Source organism: Streptomyces pseudovenezuelae (assembly GCF_029892565.1).
Classification (GTDB): Bacteria; Actinomycetota; Actinomycetes; order Streptomycetales; family Streptomycetaceae; genus Streptomyces; species Streptomyces pseudovenezuelae_A.
On record NZ_JARXVH010000008.1, the window covers coordinates 53,082 to 69,929 of the forward strand.

12 protein-coding genes and 1 pseudogene are annotated in these 16,848 nt (G+C 71.0%); 6 read left to right on the forward strand and 7 right to left on the reverse strand.

Features of this window, described 5'->3' with window-relative positions; translation table 11 throughout:
• Position 1: 1 nt before the first annotated feature.
• Positions 2–988: a methyltransferase gene (locus tag M2283_RS25950; RefSeq protein ID WP_280878780.1), complete on the forward strand. Its 987-nt coding sequence runs from the start codon at positions 2–4 to the stop codon at positions 986–988.
• Between the two features lie 94 nt (positions 989–1,082).
• Here M2283_RS25950 and M2283_RS25955 read toward each other — a convergent pair whose 3' ends face one another.
• Positions 1,083–2,312 carry a cytochrome P450 family protein gene (locus M2283_RS25955; RefSeq protein ID WP_280878781.1) on the reverse strand — a complete coding sequence of 410 codons (1,230 nt, stop codon included), beginning with the start codon at positions 2,310–2,312 and terminating at the stop codon, positions 1,083–1,085.
• A gap of 251 nt (positions 2,313–2,563) precedes the next feature.
• The gene (locus M2283_RS25960) at positions 2,564–5,386 is read right to left on the reverse strand and encodes an ATP-binding protein (RefSeq protein WP_280878782.1); all 2,823 of its coding nucleotides are present in this window, start codon (positions 5,384–5,386) and stop codon (positions 2,564–2,566) included.
• Positions 5,387–5,603: 217 nt separating this feature from the next.
• Here M2283_RS25960 and M2283_RS25965 point away from each other — a divergent pair, with 217 nt between their 5' ends.
• Positions 5,604–6,290, forward strand: coding sequence for a sigma-70 family RNA polymerase sigma factor (locus M2283_RS25965; protein WP_280878783.1), 687 nt, complete (start codon positions 5,604–5,606; stop codon positions 6,288–6,290).
• A 19-nt stretch (positions 6,291–6,309) separates the two neighbouring features.
• On the opposite strand, the gene M2283_RS25970 is transcribed toward M2283_RS25965, so the two are convergent.
• Both M2283_RS25970 and M2283_RS25975 read right to left on the reverse strand, forming a co-directional pair.
• On the reverse strand, positions 6,310–9,189 hold the full coding sequence (locus M2283_RS25970) for an ATP-binding protein (protein WP_280878784.1): 2,880 nt from the start codon (positions 9,187–9,189) through the stop codon (positions 6,310–6,312).
• A gap of 123 nt (positions 9,190–9,312) precedes the next feature.
• Positions 9,313–9,621 (reverse strand): YbaB/EbfC family nucleoid-associated protein, encoded by a 309-nt coding sequence (locus tag M2283_RS25975; RefSeq protein ID WP_280878785.1) that lies wholly within the window; start codon positions 9,619–9,621, stop codon positions 9,313–9,315.
• A 338-nt stretch (positions 9,622–9,959) separates the two neighbouring features.
• Here M2283_RS25975 and M2283_RS25980 point away from each other — a divergent pair, with 338 nt between their 5' ends.
• Positions 9,960–10,646, forward strand: coding sequence for a response regulator transcription factor (locus tag M2283_RS25980; RefSeq protein ID WP_280878786.1), 687 nt, complete (start codon positions 9,960–9,962; stop codon positions 10,644–10,646).
• A 37-nt stretch (positions 10,647–10,683) separates the two neighbouring features.
• Here the strand turns inward: M2283_RS25980 and cynS are convergent, their stop codons facing one another.
• A complete protein-coding gene (gene cynS / locus M2283_RS25985; protein WP_280878787.1) occupies positions 10,684–11,127 on the reverse strand; it encodes a cyanase in 444 nt (147 codons plus the stop codon).
• Positions 11,128–11,294: 167 nt separating this feature from the next.
• Here cynS and M2283_RS25990 point away from each other — a divergent pair.
• Positions 11,295–11,835, forward strand: a pseudogene (locus M2283_RS25990) (molybdopterin-dependent oxidoreductase).
• Between the two features lie 64 nt (positions 11,836–11,899).
• Here the strand turns inward: M2283_RS25990 and M2283_RS25995 are convergent.
• The gene (locus M2283_RS25995) at positions 11,900–13,324 is read right to left on the reverse strand and encodes a nucleobase:cation symporter-2 family protein (protein WP_280878788.1); all 1,425 of its coding nucleotides are present in this window, start codon (positions 13,322–13,324) and stop codon (positions 11,900–11,902) included.
• 444 nt (positions 13,325–13,768) lie between these two features.
• Here M2283_RS25995 and M2283_RS26000 point away from each other — a divergent pair, with 444 nt between their 5' ends.
• A complete protein-coding gene (locus M2283_RS26000) occupies positions 13,769–14,527 on the forward strand; it encodes a ferredoxin reductase (protein WP_280878789.1) in 759 nt (252 codons plus the stop codon).
• Between the two features lie 24 nt (positions 14,528–14,551).
• On the opposite strand, the gene M2283_RS26005 is transcribed toward M2283_RS26000, so the two are convergent.
• Positions 14,552–15,421 (reverse strand): winged helix-turn-helix transcriptional regulator, encoded by an 870-nt coding sequence (locus M2283_RS26005; RefSeq protein ID WP_280878790.1) that lies wholly within the window; start codon positions 15,419–15,421, stop codon positions 14,552–14,554.
• Positions 15,422–15,521: 100 nt separating this feature from the next.
• Between M2283_RS26005 and eno the strand changes: the two genes are divergently transcribed.
• The gene (gene eno / locus M2283_RS26010) at positions 15,522–16,805 is read left to right on the forward strand and encodes a phosphopyruvate hydratase (RefSeq protein WP_280878791.1); all 1,284 of its coding nucleotides are present in this window, start codon (positions 15,522–15,524) and stop codon (positions 16,803–16,805) included.
• Positions 16,806–16,848 lie beyond the last annotated feature (43 nt).

Here is a 16,848-nt window from a genome sequence, read left to right on the forward strand (position 1 = left end):
CATGACCCAGCAACCCAACGAGATGATTCACGCGCTCAGTTACGGCGCGTATGCGGCACGATGCCTCCAGGTCGTCGCCGACATGGGCGTCGCCGACCACATCGACGACGAACCCGTGCCCGTCGAGAAGCTCGCGGCGGCCTGTGGCGCCGACCCCGGCATGCTCGCCCGGGTACTGCGCCTGCTGACCGCGCACGGTGTCTTCGAGCTGAGGGACGCCGGATACGCCCACACCGACGCGTCCCGCCTGCTGCGGGACGACCACCCGATGAGCGCGCGTCCCCTCGTCCGTCTGACAGGTCTGCCGGTCCACCTGGACGGTCTCGCCCGGCTCCAGCACACCGTCACGACCGGGCAACCCGCCGTCGAGACCTTCGAACCCGGGGGTCTGTGGGCCTACTTGCACGCCCACCCCGAGGAAGCCGAACTCTTCAACCACGCCATGACCTCGAAGGCCGCCGCCGACATCCCGACGGTCCTCGACGCCTACGACTTCACGCCCTTCGCCTCGATCGCCGACATCGGCGGCGGCCGCGGACACCTGCTGCGCGCCGTCCTCGACAGCGCGCCCGCCACCGAGGGCATCCTGTTCGACCGGCCCGTCGTCATCGACACCCTGGGCTTTCCCGACCAGCCTCGACTGACGCTGCGGGCCGGGGACTTCTTCGACTCCGTGCCCCCGGCCGACGCCTACGTCCTGATGCACGTCCTGCACAACTGGGACGACGAGCGGGCGGCGCGGATCCTCGCCTCGATCCGGGAGGCCGCCACCGCCGGAGCCACCCTACTCGTCATCGAGAACGTTCCGGACGACGAGCGGCCGACGCCGGCGGCGCTCACGATGGACATCATCATGCTCGCCCTCACCCGCGGCCGTGAGCGCACGGCGGGCGAGCTGTCCGTGCTCCTGGAGGGCGCCGGCTTCCGCCTCACCGGCATGACGGAGACCTCCGGGACCATGCGCATCGCCGAGGCGAGGGCGGTCTGACCAACCGCCCACGACGGGCGCACAGTTGAGACGTCACCACGCCCGGCCGAGCTCCAGGCGGCCGGGCGTGGTGACGTCTCCGTCGATGAGTCGGCTATGCGGAAGGGCCCAGTTTCACGGGCAGTTCGACGAGGTCGTTGCCCATGAAGGAGTGCTGGGGCTCCAGTTCGTCGGGGGCGATGGAGAGGGTGAGTCCGGGGAAGCGGTCGAACAGGGCCGGCAGGGCGATCTCGGCTTCGAGTCTGGCGAGCGGGGCGCCGAGGCAGTAGTGGATGCCGTGGCCGAAGGCCAGGTGCTGCTTGTCGGCGCGGTCGATGTGGAAGGCGGCCGGGTCGTCGTGGACGCCCGGGTCGCGGCCGTGGGCGCCGAAGCATATGAGGATGGCGTCGCCGGCCTTCATGACGACGCCCTCACCGAGGTCGATGTCCTCGGTGGCGTACCGCAGCGGCAGGTGCATGATCGGCGGGTGCAGACGCAGTGCCTCGTCGATCACGTCGCTCCAGCGGGCCGGCTCGGCGAGGACGGTGGTGAGCTGGTCGGGGTGGGCGAGGAGTTCGCGTACCGCGGCGTCGATCAGGGCGACGGTGGTCTCGCTGCCGCCGCCGATCACCGCGATGAGGGTGGAGATGAGCTCCGGCTCGCTGAGCCGGTCGCCGTCCTCCTCGTGGGCGGTCAGCAGCAGGCTGGTCATGTCGTCGGCGGGTGTGCGGCGCTTGGTCTCGATGAGGGTCAGCATCGCGCGGTAGAGGTCGGCCGCCACGGCCGCGGACTGCTCGGGCGTGACGTCGGTGGCGAACACGGCACCGATGATGCGGAGGATCTCGGGGCGCTGGTCGGCGGGGACACCGAACAGGTCGCAGATGACCCGGCTGGGCACGCCGTGCGCGAACTCGGCGCGCAGGTCGACGCGTTCGTCGCCGGCATGCTCCTCCAGGGCGTCCAGGAGGTCGGTGACGATTGCCTCGACCACGGGCCGCATCGCCTCGATCCTGCGGGCGGTGAACGCCCGGCCGACCAGTTGCTTCAGCCGCGTGTGGTCGGCGCCGTCGGAGGTGAACATGCTGACCACGTCGACCCACGGATACAGCCACGGAACGGCGCCGGGCTCGTGTCCGGGCCAGGACTTGCGTGCGTCCTTGGAGACGTGCGGGTGGATGAGGAGCTGCTTGGCGATGTCGCCGCGGGTGACCGACCAGGCGACGACGTCCTCGGGCATGCGCACGCGGACGGCCGGCCCGGCGTCACGGAGTTCGTCGGCCTGCTCGTACAGGCGTCTGCCGCCGTCGCTGTCGAGCGTCACGGCCTCGGTCCGAAGGCTGGTCACGCGGTACCTCCTGTGGGTTGGGGCCGCGGGATGCGGACACGCGGCGGACGTGGAGCACAAGGGCGCGCGCAAGGTGACGCCGGTCGGGCGCGATGAGCACCTTCAGCGCGTCGGGCATCGACACCGTAGGCGGCACCGGCAGGACAGACCCAGATCCCCGAACGGGGACCTGTCGGGCGCGGGGACCGCGCGCCTACCCTGTTCGCTGCGTCAACCACGGCCGCTCGCCGACCGGTTGACGCACCCGAACCTCAGGCACCCGCGACAGCGCCGACCTCGTGCCGAGAGCGGACCTGAAGCTTGGTGAGGATGTGCGAGACATGGGTCTCCACCGTCCGCCGCGACAGCAGCAGTCGGCCGGCGATGTCGGGGTTGGACAGTCCCTCGGCGACCAGTGCGGCGACGCGTCGTTCGGTCGCGGTCAGCGCCTCCCAGCCGGAGGAGGGACGCATGTGGCCGCGGTTTCCCGGGCGCAGGCCCCAGGGGCGCAGGCGAGCGGTGGCACGGTGCACGTCCCAGTCCGCACCCGGCTCGGCACAGACCGCGAGGGCTTCTCTGAACGAGGCGCGGGCCGCGTCGAGTTCTCCGGACGCGGCCCGGACCTGGGCGAGGTCCTCCAGCGCGTTGCCGAGATCCGGCAGCCGGTCGGCGGTGCGGTGGTAGTCGACGGCGGCGAGCAGTCGGGCCGCGTCCTGGTGGAGCAGCCCGGCACACCAGTCGGCGGCGGCCAGTGTCCGCGGCCGGGGTTGGCGGTCGGCCGCCTGCCGGGCGGCGAGTTCGGCGGCGCTCGCCATCTGCCGGTCGTCGGCGGCCAGCGCCAGCCGGACCAGGGCGGGCAGCCATTCCGGGTGGTTGCCGACGTCGTGCGCGTAGCTGTCCGTCAGCAGTCCCGCGAGCACCTCCAGGGCCTCGGGGAGCCGGCCGGCGTGCTCGGCGACGAGACTGCGCGCGAGCAGCAGGTAGGCGGCGGCCACGGGTCCCCCCGACGGCATCTTCCGGTCGCCCGGGGCGTCGAGATGCCCGGCCGCCTCCTGCCACCGACCGCGGCGGGCGCTGATCAGCGACAACAGACCGTGCCGGGACAGCCGCCACAGCGGCGGAAGGTCGGTGACCTCGTCCAGCACCGCGAGCGCGTCGTCCCAGTGTCCGTGCTCGTAGTACCGCTCGGCGCTCTGTACGAGGGTCATGGACAGCCGTGTCGCGCCGACCCGTTCGGCGAGCGTACGGGCCTGGGCCAGTGCCTCCTCCGCCTCCTGGAGGCGGTTGACGCCGTCCAGTTCGATGACCCGGTGGCCCAGCAGGATGAGCCGCAGGTCGACGAGTGCCGGATCGTTGCCGATCTCCGCCAGCGCCTCACCGTTGACGGCCAGCGCGCCCGCCTGGTCGCCCTGCCGGCTGCGCATGACGGACTCGGCGAGCTGGGCGTATCCGATCGCGGTCGAGTCCGCCAGCCTCCTGCCCTCGTCCAGCGCCTCGGCCACCGCCATGCGGGCCGGGCCTATCTGCCCCAACAGGTGCCGGGCCAGCGCCACCAGGGTCAGCAGCCGTGCGCGCCAGACGGGCCCGAGGCGGGGGTCGGAGGTGGCGGCGCGCCAGTTCTCGACCACGAGCTCGTAGCGGCCGGTGCGCATTCCGATCGTGCTGAGCAGCCACCTGACCTGACCGATCAACTCGTAGTCGGCCGTGGCCCGCAGGACGGTCCTGGCCAGCTCTTCCGCGCGGTCCAAGGGGCCCATACGGAAGTAGAGCGCGGCCAGTTGGGCGGTGAGGACGGGCAGTCTCGGATCGTCCGGGCGCGCGTGCCGCAGGGCGTGTTCGAGCAGTTCCGCGGCGGCGGTCGGGGCCCGGACGACCAGGCGCGCCGCGTTGTCGGCGAGCCACTCCCACTCCCAGTCCTCGGCCGTGCCCAGCACGGGGAGGATCAGCTCGGCCACCCGCTCCACCGGCGCCCCGGCGGCCATCAGCTCCTGCGCCGCGCGCCGAAGGAAGGCCGTGCGCAAGGCGGTTGGCATCGCCTCGTACAGCACCTCCTTCAACAGGCCGTGCCGGAAGCGCAGTCGGGAGCCCGCGGATTCCAGCACGCCGGCGCCGAGCGCCTCCTCCACCACCGCCAGGAGGGAACCGACTCCCCGGCCCGCCCCCGCCGCCAGGTCCGTCACCGAGAACTCCGGCCCGAGCAGCGACGCGGTGCGCAGCACGTCCCGGGCGTCGGCCGAGAGAGAGGCCAGCCGGTCCGCGATCACGTCTCCCAGCGCGTTGAGCTCCCCCACGTCCTGGCCCGCCGCCGTCAACTCCACCCGGCCGCCCGCGGAGTGCAGCGCACCGACGCGTGCCAGGGCGTCCAGCAGTTCCCGTACGTAGAGCGGGTTGCCCGCGGCGGAGCGCAGGCGCTCGGTGAGCATCGGTCCGGGGACTGCGTGGGCCAACAGCCTGGCCAGCTCGGCGACATGGGCCTCGGGCAACTGGTCGAGCGGGATCGACTGCCCGCCCTGGGAGCGCAGATCGCGGCGCAGCGGCTCCAGTTCCGTCCGCCCGGGCGCCGGCCGGCAGGTACCGATGACCAGCAACGGCAGCTGGACCGAGGCCCGGCACAGCCGACGCCACATCAACAGGCTTGCCTCATCGGCCCACTGCAGGTCCTCCACCGCCAGCACGAGGGGTCCGGACGCGCTCAACCGGTCGACGAGGACGAGGAGTTGCTCCGTCGCGGCCACCACCGGGTCCCCGGCGAGCAGGCGCATCGTCCAACCCGGCGCCTCCTGGGGCTGGTCCAAGGCGAGCGCGGCCTCCGCACGCCGGGGGTCGGCCGAATCCGCCTCGACCTCCAGGAGCCGCGTCATCACGGAGAGCGGTAATCGCTGGCCCAGTTCGTCACATTGCCCGGTCAACACCTCGCAGCCGGCCTCACGGGCACTGGCCAAGGCGTGCGCAAGCAACGTCGACTTGCCGATACCCGGCTCGCCTTCGATCAGCAGGCTTCCGCCCCGGCCCGCGGCGACGTCGGCGACCAGCCGGTTCAGAATGGCTCGCTCCGCGTCCCGCCCGATCATTGGGTGCAGTTGTTGCCCGAGCATGTTCATGACTCTAGAGCCTCCGGACGAGGCGTCACTGAGGTTCACGTAACGCCTGGGGAAACTGAGGCCTCACCGATGAGGCCGCCAAGGCCTCACTGAGGCACAAGCAGCACACGGGTCTCCGTGACCCGTGGGATCTCAGTGAGGCTCACGGATGTCTCCGTGTCCGCGCTGTCGCAGGCTCGTCCCATCGGTCGGCGACAGATGGAGCCAGCTCATGACCACGGCACACATAGACGAGGCCCGCACCGCACGTACTTCCCCACCGCACCCGACCCGCTCCCCCGGGTCCGCGGAGCACAAGATGCGCATGATCTACGAGGTCAACAAGAACTCCCTGATGCGCAGCCTGCTCGGCTGGACCCACGGGGACCAGCAGGCGGCAGAGGATCTCGTCCAGGAGACCATGCTGAGGGCCTGGCGCCATCTGGACATCCTGCCGGACGACCCGCGGTCGGTGCGTCCGTGGCTGCTGACGGTGTCACGTCGACTGGCCATCGATGTGCTGCGCGCCCGCGCGTCACGTCCCACCGAGGTCGAGGACGATCCGCTGGAGTCGATTCCGGTGACCGCGGAACCGTTGGAGCAGATCCTCGACCGGCAGGTGTTGCGCACGGCGCTGGCCGGACTGTCCGCCACCCACCAGGCCGTGCTGACGCAGGTCTACATCCTGCACCGGCCGGTCCGGCACGCGGCTCAGGTGCTCAACGTCCCGGAGGGCACCGTCAAGTCACGCACCCACAATGCCCTGCGGGCGCTGCGCGAGGCGCTGGGCGACCGGAATGGCGCCAGGCTCCGTAACCGGACCAACCGAACCGCCCCGCGAGGCCACGCTCCGTCGGTCCAGGTCCACCGGCACCCGGGCCGGCGCCCGACACCCGTGCGCGTACACGCCGATCACTGACCGGCGGGTGCGGAAGCGCTCACGCTCCCCCGTGCCGGACCTGCCGGGCGACCTCGCGGCGGGAGCTGATCTGGAGTTTGGTCAGGATGTGGGAGACATGGGTCTCCACCGTCCGGCGGGACAACAGCAGTTGACCGGCGATGTCTGGGTTGGAGAGGCCCTGGGCGACGAGTTCCGCGACGCGCCGCTCGGTGTCGGTCAGCGCCTGCCAACCGTTCTTGGGCCGCTGTCGCGTGCCCCGCACTCCCGGACGGACGCCGTAGGGCCGCAGCCGGGCGGTGACCCGTCGGGTGTCCCACGCCGCGCCCAACGCCGAGTACACGTCGAGCGCTTCGGCCAGTGTGGTGCGTGCCGCCGTCACATCGCCGCAGGCCGCCTGCACGACGGCCGCGTCCTCCAGGGCGTTGCCCAGCGCCGCCCGGCGCCCGGAGGCACGGTAGGAGGAGGCGGCGGCCAGCACCGGCGCCGGTTCGCCGGCCAGCAGCCCGCGGCACCAGTCGAGGTCCGCCTGCCGGGCCGCGTGCCTCTCGCCCGTCGCCGCGCACACCTGGGCGGCGGCCCGCAGGGTCGCCATGTCGCCGCACTCCTGCGCGGCCCTGACCAGGAGTGGCAGGCAGGCGCTCGGACCGATCACGCGCTGCCCGGCATCCGGGGTCAGGCACGGCGCGAGCACCTCCACGACCCGCTCCGGGCGAGCGACGTGTTCGGCCTCCAAAGCCCACGCCCGCACGATGGACGCGGAGTTGAGCGTCTGCTCGTCCAGGACTCGCCGGTCACCGAGCGCCGCCAACTGCCGGGAGGCCTCCTGCCAGTCGTCGCGATGACCGGCGATCAGAGCCCGTAACGCGTGCGCGGCGCAGGACATGCGGACCAACTCTGGTTCCTCTGTGGGCAGTTCGAGTGCCGTGAGCGCGTCGTTCCACCGGCCCTGGGTGTAGTGCAGTTCGGCGACCCGTGTTCGCAGCGCGACGACGGCACCGGGTCGGATGCTGGCGGCCCGCGCGGCCGAAGCGAGCGCCTCACGCGCCGTCGCCTCGGCTTCGGTGAAGCGGTCGAGTTCCGCGAGAACGGCCGAACGGTCGCCCTGCACCGTCAGCCCCAGGTCGAGCAGTTCGTCGTGCGCATCGGTGAGGGACAGAATCTCGTCCGTGACGGCGAGGGCCTCGGCGAAGTCGTCGGAGAGGGTGCGCACCACCGAGCGCGTGTACAGCGCCTGGGCCCTCGCGAGGGGGTCACCGAGTCGTTGCCCCTCCGCGTACGCCCGCTCGGCGGCCTGGCACGCCTCCTCCTGCCCGACCTGCCCGACCAGCCCGACCAGCGCTGTCGACCGCAGCGCCTCGTTGCGAACCCGCCACTGCGGTACGCCGGTTTCGGCGCCGCCTGCGTCGGCCGCGACGGCCAGGACCGTCGACGCCTCTTCGCGCCGGCCGGTGCGCAGCAGGGTTGAGCCGAGGAACCAGGCGGCCCGGCCTGCCCGTTCGGGGTCGGCGCCGCCGGCCATGACGGCACGGGACGTAGCCTCCGACTGCTGATCCCGGCCCAGTCGGAAGGTGACGGCGAGGTACTGGTCCTCGACGTCGGCGTGGCCCGGATCGGTGGTGTCGAGCCGCTCCAGCGCGTGGCCCAGCAGGTGCGCCGCGCTCTCGGGAGAACGGGCCGCCAGGGCACCCGCGTTCGCCGCGATCCAGCCCACCTCCCAGCCTTCGGGCTCCGCCAGCACCGGCAGCACGAGCGGGGCGACGCGCTCCACCGGTGCCCCGGCGGCGATCAGAGCCTTCGCCGCGTGCTGGTGCAGGGCGGCGAGCAAGGCGGTGGGCGTCGACTCGTAGAGGGAGCGTCGTAAAAGTCCGTGCCGGAAGTGCAGTCGCTCGCCGCCGGCCTTCGCACCATCGGCCTCCACCACACCGGCGGCCATGGCCTCGTCGACCGCATCGACCAGGTCGGCGCGCGGGCGCCCCACCACCGTGGCGAGTTCGGCGACCGAGAAGTCCGGCCCCAGCAGGGCCGCCGTGCGCAGTACGGCGCGTGTCGGCGCCGAGAGGAAGTCCAGCCGGTCCGCGTTCACGTGCGGCGGGGACATCTCGGCGTCCCGCGGGGCATCGGCCACCAGTTCCACGCCGTCGGTCACCGTCCGCACCGCCTCCGAGCGGACGAGTGCCTCCAGTAACTCCCCTACGTACAGCGGGTTGCCGGCCGCCGACGCCAGCCGCCGCGAGAGCCGTGGCCCCGGTGCACCGCCCAGCCGCTCGGCCGCCAGCTTCGCCACCGCCGGCTGCGGCAAGCCGTCGAGCGGGATGAACGCCCCGCCGGACTCCCGCAGTTCGCGGCGCAGCGCGTCCAGTGCGGGCCGCACCGGCACCGGGCGGCAGGTCGCGACCAGCAGTAGGGGTAATCGGGCCGTCGCGCTGCACAGGCGACCCCACAGCAGCAGGCTCGCCTCGTCCGCCCAGTGCAGGTCCTCGACGGCGAGCACCACCGGGCCGGACGCGCACAACCGGTCGACCAGGCCGAGCAGTTGCTCGATCGCCGTCGTCACCGGATCTTCGGCAGCCGTCCGAACGCCCGGCGAGGTGGCGGCCACGGGGCTCCTCAGTACGTGTGTCGTCACCGCCCGCCGTGGACCCGTGGGTGACTCGTCCGGGCCCAAGCCCAGCGCTTGCGTCAGGGACGAGAGCGGGAAGCGCTGCGCCAGTTCGTCGCACCTCCCGCGCAGCACCCGGCACTTGGCCGTGTCCGCGCCGGTGAGGCCGGCCGACACGAGAGCGGACTTGCCGATCCCGGGCTCACCCTCGATCAGCACCGCACGCCCGCGTCCCGCGACTGCACCAGCCAACAGCTCGCCGATCAGGGCGAGTTCGGCGTCCCTGCCGACGAACGTCGTCGTCGATTGCACCGCCATGCGGGCATGGTAGCCATCACCGCCGAGTCAGCGGTTCCGCGAAAGTGAACCTTTGACGCTCCGCTTCCGTTTCACTGTCCGGCGCGCGGCCGCCCTCTCGCCGTGCAGGCCGGACCAGATGCCTCACAGGCCGCCGGTGATGCCCGACACGACCCCGGTGCGCCGCTCGGTGACGGTGTCGTGCGCGCCGTCGATGGCCTCCATGACGAGCCGGACCAGCCGCTCCGGCCGGTCGGGATCGATCACCGACAGGTCGATACGCAGGTCCACGACCCGGTTCTCGCCGGACACGGTCGCTGTGACCATGCCGTCCGAACTGCGGCCTGTGGTCTCGATGTTCCGCAGGTCGTACCGCGCGTCGATCACCGTGCCCCGCATCTGCCGGGCGCGGTCCGCGAGCGCGGCGAAATTGATCTGCTCATGGTCGGGCATCCGGCCGTCTCCCGTCTCGGGGTGGTTGTTCCAACTAGAGATACGGATACGAGGCCCGAACGGGTCTCGCCGGCTTGGAGTCCTGCGAACGTACGGATTCGGCGAATGCGGAGGAGGTCCGCGCCAATCCTCGTCAACAATGCGAGAAAGTACCCGGCATTTTGGTGGGTCTATATCAATTCGCCCGTAGAGCCACTGTCTTGAGTTACGTAAAGGGTCACAGACAGGTTCACGTGATTTCTTTCACCCAGACCGGGGCGGGGAAGGGGCCTGACGCGGAGACTACGTTCCTTGCTCAGGAACTGGAACTCACCGCAACTGAGAATGGCAGGAGCACTATGTCCCCCCAGACTTCTCAGATCGCCGTTGTCGAGCAGCACAGCCTGGTGCGCCTAGGACTGGAGACCCTGCTCTCCGGCAGCTCGATGCTGCGGGTGGTCGCGCTGGCGGCGGATCCCGCACAGCTGCCGGACCCCGCCGCGCAGCGCCTCGACGTCGTCGTCTACGGCGCTCCACCGCGGACCGGGCCGTCCCTTGCCAGGACCGTCGACGTGCTCACCCGCACCGGTCGAGTGCTGGTCGTCGCGGACTTCGCGGGCTGGCAGCCGGTGACCGACGCACTGCGTGCGGGGGCCTTCGGCTGCGTCAGCAAGCATGCGGAGGAAGAGGAGTTACTGCGCGCGGTCGAGACGGTCGCACTGGGCGGCCTCCACGTGGCGCCGGGCCTCGCCGACCAGTTGCACAACGAGCTTCGGCAGCCTGCCGGTACCCCCGCGCCGGCGCTCGCGCACCGGGAGCGGGAGGCACTGCGTCTACTGGCCACGGGACTGACGCATGGTCAGATCGCCCGGCGCATGGGCCTGACGGAAGCCACGGTCAGCACCTACGTCAAGCGGATCAGGAACAAGCTGAACGTCCGCAACAAGGCGGACCTCACCCGTAAGGCGATCGAGCTCGGCCTGCTCCAGGAGGAGCAGTTCCAGGGTTCCACCGCGCTCGCCTCCGGCTATTCGCCCGCAGCGTGATGGCCGGCGAGATCGGATCTCTTCTTGGGGACGCCCACTACCACTGATAGGGCAGGTACTTCCCGTCGAGAGTGACGACGACCCTGTCGCCCGCGGGGTCAGGAACGCGCTGGACGTCGAGCCGGAAGTTGATCGCGCTCATGATGCCGTCGCCGCACTGCTCGTGGATCAGTTCCTTGATGGTCGGGCCGTATACCTGGATGACCTCGTAGAGGCGGTAGATCGTGGGGTCCACGGGGACGGCCGCGTCCAACGCGCCCCGGGTCGGCTGGAGTTGGAAGGCGAGCGCCGCGTCTTCGCCGAGTTCGAGCAGGGCCGCCGCCGTGGTCGCCTCGTCCTTGCCCATCGGGTGCTGGCCGAGCAGGGCCGCCGTGGTCCAGGCGAGCGGCTTGCCGACGGCTTCGGCCAGTTGGGCCCAGGTGACCCCGGTCTTCACCTTGGCCTGGCGGACGGCCTCGGCGGCTTCCTGCTTGCTGAGCATGTGCATCTCCCTTGACAGCGGTGGTCCTGGTGGCACGCCCCACCAGGGTAGGAGGGGCGACCGATTGACGTAACCGGTCCCGCCGTACAGCGGGCCCCGGCGTCGGGACCCTGCGAAATGGACACCTACGCTGCTGATGGAAGGGCCGACCGGAGGGAGGAGCCCGCGTGGCAGGCGACCTCCCCACTGCGCCGAGCGGCGCACCCGGCGCCACGCGGAACCTGCGTGTCCATGGCGCCACCGCCTCCGGCGACGAGCACATGTGGACGTTCGACCAGCTAGCCGCGCTCCCCCGCGTCACGGTGGTCGCCGATCTGCACTGCGTGAGCGGCCCGACCTCGACGGACCACGAGTGGTACGGGACCCCCGCCACGACCGTCCTGGACCTGGTCCCGCCCGCGCCGGACGTCACCCACGTCATGGCCTGGGCGGAGTACGGATACTCCGCCAACCTCCGCCTCGCCGACTTCACCGGCCCGCAGATACTGTTGGCCACCCACCACGACGGCGAGCCCCTCACGGCCGAGCACGGCTTCCCGCTGCGCCTGGTCGTCCCCGCCTCTACGGCTACATGAGCCCCAATGGCTGCGCGCCATCGAGTACCTCACCGGGGACCGACGCGGCTACCACAACATCGCCGCCCCCTGGAAGGAACAGCGCTACTCCCATCAGGAGCAGGAGGGCGACGGCCCGGCCCCACAGGAGTAGGGCCGGGGTCAGGGCGGGGCGGCGGGGTCAGGGTCGTCGGGGTACTTCAACTCGGCCCCGGCGATCAGGCCTTGTTCACCACCGGCTCGGCGGTGGTGCCGGTATCCGCATCGCTCTCGTCCCCTGCGACATCCGGCTTCCGTCCGCCACCGCCCGTGTGGTTGAACAGCAGGTTCAGCAGGAACGCGGCCAGCGTCGCGCTGGTGATGGCGCTGCCGCCGATGATCTGCACCCAGGTCGGGAAGGCGTGGTAGATCGCCGGTGCCACGACGGGCAGCATGCCGATGCCGATGGAGACGGCCACGATCAGCAGGTTGTTGGTGCCGTCGAACTCCACCTTGCGCAGGGTGTTGATGCCGACGGCGGTGACGGTGGCGAACATGACCAGACCGGCCGCGCCGATCACCGGACCGGGCAGCGAGGCGACGATCTCGCCCAGCTTGGGGACCAGACCGAGGGCGACGAGGATGCCGCCGGCGACGGCGGCGACGTACCGGCTGCGGACCTTGGTCATGCCGACCAGGCCGACGTTCTGGGCGAAGACGGTGTCCACGAAGCCGTTCATGACACCGGCGAAGATGCCGGAGACGCTGTCGCCCGCGAGGCCGCGGGCCAGGTCGCTCTTGCTCAGCGGGCGGCCGGTCATCTCACCGACGGCGAGCATGTCGGCGGTGGACTCGGTGAACGTCACCAGCATCACCACGCACATCGAGATCACCGCGGCGACGGGGAAGTGCGGGGCGCCGAAGTGGAACGGCGAGGCGAGTCCGAGCCAGTCGGCGTCGCCGACCGAGGAGAAGTTCGTCAGGCCCATCGGGATCGCGACCAGCGTGCCGACCACCAGGCCCAGCAGGACGCCGAGTTGGGAGAAGAAGCCGCTGGTGAAGCGGCTGACGATGACGATCAGCAGGACGATGCCGCCCGCGAGGGCCAGGTGGCTGGGTGCCGCGTAGTCCTTGGCGGTCGAGTCCAGACCGGCGATCAGGCCGGCCGCCACCCCGATGAGCGAGAGCCCGATGACCGTGATGACCGAACCGCTGACCAGCGGCGGGAAGAACCGTACCGCCCGCGCGAACGGCACACAGACCAGCAGTCCGAAGACACCGGCGGCGATCATCGAGCCGTAGACCGCCTGCATCCCGTACTCGCCCGCGATCAGGATCATCGGGGTCACGGCCGTGAAGGTCGCGCCCGCGACGACCGGCAGTCGCACGCCCAGGATCCTGCCGATGCCGAGCGACTGCAGCAGCGTGACCAGACCGGCCACCAGCAGGTCGGCGTTGATCAGCAGGCCGATGGTGGAGGTGTCCAGCTTGGCGGCGGCGCCGAAGACCAGCGGGACGGTGACGCAGCCGGTGTACATCACCAGCACGTGCTGGAGGCCGAGCAGTCCCAGCCGGGCGGGCGGCAGGACCTCGTCGACGGGATGCCGGGCGGGTGGTGCGGTGGCGGCGGCGTCGGGGGCGGACGGAGCAGGGGCCTGTGACACGGGGCCTCCGGGGCGGAGTTGAGCCTGGGGATCGGCGAGAGGGCGGGCCTTGGCGAGAGGGGCAGTGGGTCAACTTTTTGTTGAGTGCGTTTCCCCCGCGTTTCGGCTGTGGAACAGTGGCGTTCCAGCTGCGCGGGGTGCCGAGGCAATCCACTGTTAACTGTCGTGGAACGGCCACGACATGGCCGTGCGTCACCGTCGCTCTCACGAACGCGGGAACAGGACACTTGGAGGAGGTGGCGACCATAACGTACGTACGAGGACGTCTCGCCGATCTCCGTTGCCGTGTCCACCAGTCGGCGTGGACGCGGGGCCGTGTCGCCCACGGTGTGCCGGACGCTCTTCAGGGCCACCACGTCTGAGCAGCTGAGAGCTGCCACTCACCGTTGACGTCGGCCCTTCTCCGGTATCCCGGTCTCCGGCACCCCGTGAAGGACTCCCCGCATGACCACCGCCGTGTTCCGGCCCGTCCAGGCCGTATACGAACTCAGCCACCCGGCGTTCGAGGAATACCGCGCCCTCGACACCGTCGTCCACGCGATCTCCCGCGCCTCCCGCTCCGGCGCCAGCCGGATGTACGACCTGCGCCCCGCCGACCCGTCCGTGCCGCTCCCCGCCTTCGAAGCGGGCGCACACATCGACGTCCACATCGGACCGTCTCTCGTCCGCCAGCACTCCCTCCTCAACTCCCCTCACGAACAGGGCCGTTATCTGATCTGCGTACGCCGGGACGACACCGGCCGCGGCGGCTCCACCGCCGTGCACCGCGACATCACGGTCGGCCAACGGCTGCGCGTCTCCGCCCCGCACAACCACTTCCCGCTCATCGCGGCCGAGCGGCACGTGCTCGTGGCGGGCGGGATCGGCATCACGCCGTTGCTGTCGATGGCGGAGGAACTGGCCTCCGCCGGGGGCGACTTCACCCTCCACCACTACGCCGCGAGCGAGCGGGACGCGCCCCTGCTGGATCGCGTGGAGGCCGCCAACTTCGCCGACCGGGTGGTGGTCCACCATAGCCAGACCGGGGACAGCGTCCGTGCCGGACTGCCCGCCGACCTTCGCACCCCCGTTCCGTCCGCGCTCGTATACATCTGCGGGCCGGACGGCTTCATGACGTACGTGACCGAACAGGCGACCGCGGCGGGCTGGCTGCCCCGGCAACTGCACCTCGAACGCTTCGGCGTGCCGCTCACACGCCCGTAGTTCGACACTCGCCCTGGGGTTTCCTCAAGGCCTTCGGGCGCAGGCCATGGCCAGCGTCAGGCTCTCGGTGACGGCGTGCGGGATGTCGTCGACCGGGAACAGGGCGTGTCGCACGGTCCGTTCGGCGTCGACGATCAGGATGAGGCGTTTGTGCCGCAGTCGGCCCGCGCCGCGGAAGGTCGGCAGGCGCAGGGCCGCGGCCAGTTGGTGGTGCGCGTCGGAGAGGAGTGGGTACGGGACCTCCTCCGCGCGGGCGAACTCCGTCTGCTCATGCGGGAGTTGGGTGCTGATACCGCGTACGTCCACGCCCGCCCGGTGGAAGTCGGGCCAGGCGTCCCGGAACAGTCTGTTCTCCAGCGTGCAGCCGGGGGCGCCGGGCATCGGTGGCTCGCCCCACTCGACTCCCGTGCCCGGGTAGGTGAACAGCACGGTCGCCGCGGAGTCCGTTGAGACGACCGGCAGTTGGGCGCCATACACGCCGGGCAGTTCGAGGCCGTCGGGCAGGCGGGTGCCGGTCAGGGCATGCACCCGGGCATGTTCGGCGCTTTCCGCCGTCGCCGTCGCGGTGACGCTTCCGTCACCCAGCACCCACCGGTCGCCCCAGTCCTGCATGGCGACGAGCAGCGGCAGCAGCGCGACCCCCGCGTCCGTGAGCAGGTACTCGTAGCGCACCGGACGTCGCTGGTAGAGGCTGCGGTGCAGGACCCCGTGCGCGACGAGCCGGCCGAGGCGTTCGGTGAGGACCTTGCGGGACAGGCCGATCTCGGCGGCCAGCGCGTCGAAGCGGACATGGCCGCGGGCGACCTCCCGCAGCACCAGAACGTTCCACCAGTCGCCCAGGACCATGGCGGCCTGGGCGATGCCGCAGGTCTCGTCGGCGTTGTGCATCCTCATGCGCCCATAGTAGGTTCCTTTTCGGGACTCACTTTGTTTCCGAATGGAACTTACCGCCCGCCGACGTCCGGGACGCGGGCTCAGCGTGAGGAGCTGCACCGTGACCGCCATCAGCCGGGTCGTCGCACGGGAGATCATCGACAGCCGGGGCAACCCGACTGTCGAGGTGGACGTGGAACTGAAGGACGGCTCGCTCGGCCGCGCGGCCGTGCCGTCGGGCGCCTCCACCGGCGCCCGCGAGGCGGTGGAACTCCGCGACGGCGACCCGACGAGGTTCCACGGCAAGGGAGTTCGGCGTGCCGTCGATGCCGTGAACGAGAGCATCGCGGACGCCGTGACCGGACTCGACGCCGAGGACCAGGCCATCGTCGACCGTGTCATGACCGAACTGGACGGCACGGAGACCAAGTCACGGCTCGGCGCCAACGCGCTGCTCGGCGTCTCCCTGGCCACCGCCAAGGCCGCCGCGGCCGCCCATCGGCTGCCGCTGTACCGCTACGTCGGCGGGGTCGACGCCCGCGTGCTGCCGGTACCGATGATGAACATCGTCAACGGCGGTGCCCACGCCGACAATCCGCTGGACTTCCAGGAGTTCATGATCGCCCCCATCGGCGCGGCCACCTTCGCCGAGGCCGTCCGCATGGGCTCCGAGGTCTTCCACACCCTGCGCGGCAATCTGCTCGCCGCCGGCCACAGTGCCAACGTCGGCGACGAGGGCGGGTTCGCGCCCGACCTGCGCACCGCCGACGAGGCCCTGGACTTCGTCGTACGCGCCATCGAGCAGACCGGCTACAAGCCCGGCACCGACATCACGCTCGTCATGGACCCGGCCACCTCCGAGTTCTTCCGCGACGGTGTCTACGACTACACGGGCGAGGGTGTCCGACGCACTCCCGCCCAACACGCCGACTACCTGGCCGCGTTGGTCGACCGCTACCCCGTCGCCTCCATCGAGGACCCGATGGCCGAGGACGACCACGACGGCTGGCGCGCGCTGACCGCCCGGCTCGGCGACCGCTGCCAGCTCACCGGCGACGACGTCTTCTGCACCAACGAGACACTGCTGCGCGCCGGTATCCGCGACGGCATCGCCAACTCGGTCCTGGTGAAGGTCAACCAGATCGGCACCCTCACCGAGACCCTGGCCACCGTCGCCACCGCCCACCGGGCCGGGTACACCGTCGTCATGTCCCACCGCTCGGGCGAGACCGAGGACACCACGATCGCCGACCTCGCGGTGGCCACCGGGTGCGGGCAGATCAAGACGGGGTCACTGTCCCGCTCCGACCGTACCGCCAAGTACAACCAACTCGTTCGTATCGAGGAGGAGTTGGGGACCCAGGCTCGTTACGCCGGCCGGGAGGCGCTCGGGCTGCGGCACTGATGTCGACCTTGACAATCCGTCTCCGCGACCTGAAGGGTGACCG

Coding starts and splice junctions, on each gene's coding strand:
- M2283_RS25980 (WP_280878786.1), top strand. CDS start 9,960: ATGTCCCCCCAGACTTCTCAGATCGCCGTTGTCGAGCAGCACAGCCTG.
- M2283_RS26000 (WP_280878789.1), top strand. CDS start 13,769: ATGACCACCGCCGTGTTCCGGCCCGTCCAGGCCGTATACGAACTCAGC.
- M2283_RS26005 (WP_280878790.1), bottom strand. CDS start 15,421: ATGAGGATGCACAACGCCGACGAGACCTGCGGCATCGCCCAGGCCGCC.
- M2283_RS25975 (WP_280878785.1), bottom strand. CDS start 9,621: ATGCCCGACCATGAGCAGATCAATTTCGCCGCGCTCGCGGACCGCGCC.
- M2283_RS25970 (WP_280878784.1), bottom strand. CDS start 9,189: ATGGCGGTGCAATCGACGACGACGTTCGTCGGCAGGGACGCCGAACTC.
- M2283_RS25950 (WP_280878780.1), top strand. CDS start 2: ATGACCCAGCAACCCAACGAGATGATTCACGCGCTCAGTTACGGCGCG.
- M2283_RS25960 (WP_280878782.1), bottom strand. CDS start 5,386: ATGCTCGGGCAACAACTGCACCCAATGATCGGGCGGGACGCGGAGCGA.
- cynS (WP_280878787.1), bottom strand. CDS start 11,127: ATGCTCAGCAAGCAGGAAGCCGCCGAGGCCGTCCGCCAGGCCAAGGTG.
- M2283_RS25965 (WP_280878783.1), top strand. CDS start 5,604: ATGACCACGGCACACATAGACGAGGCCCGCACCGCACGTACTTCCCCA.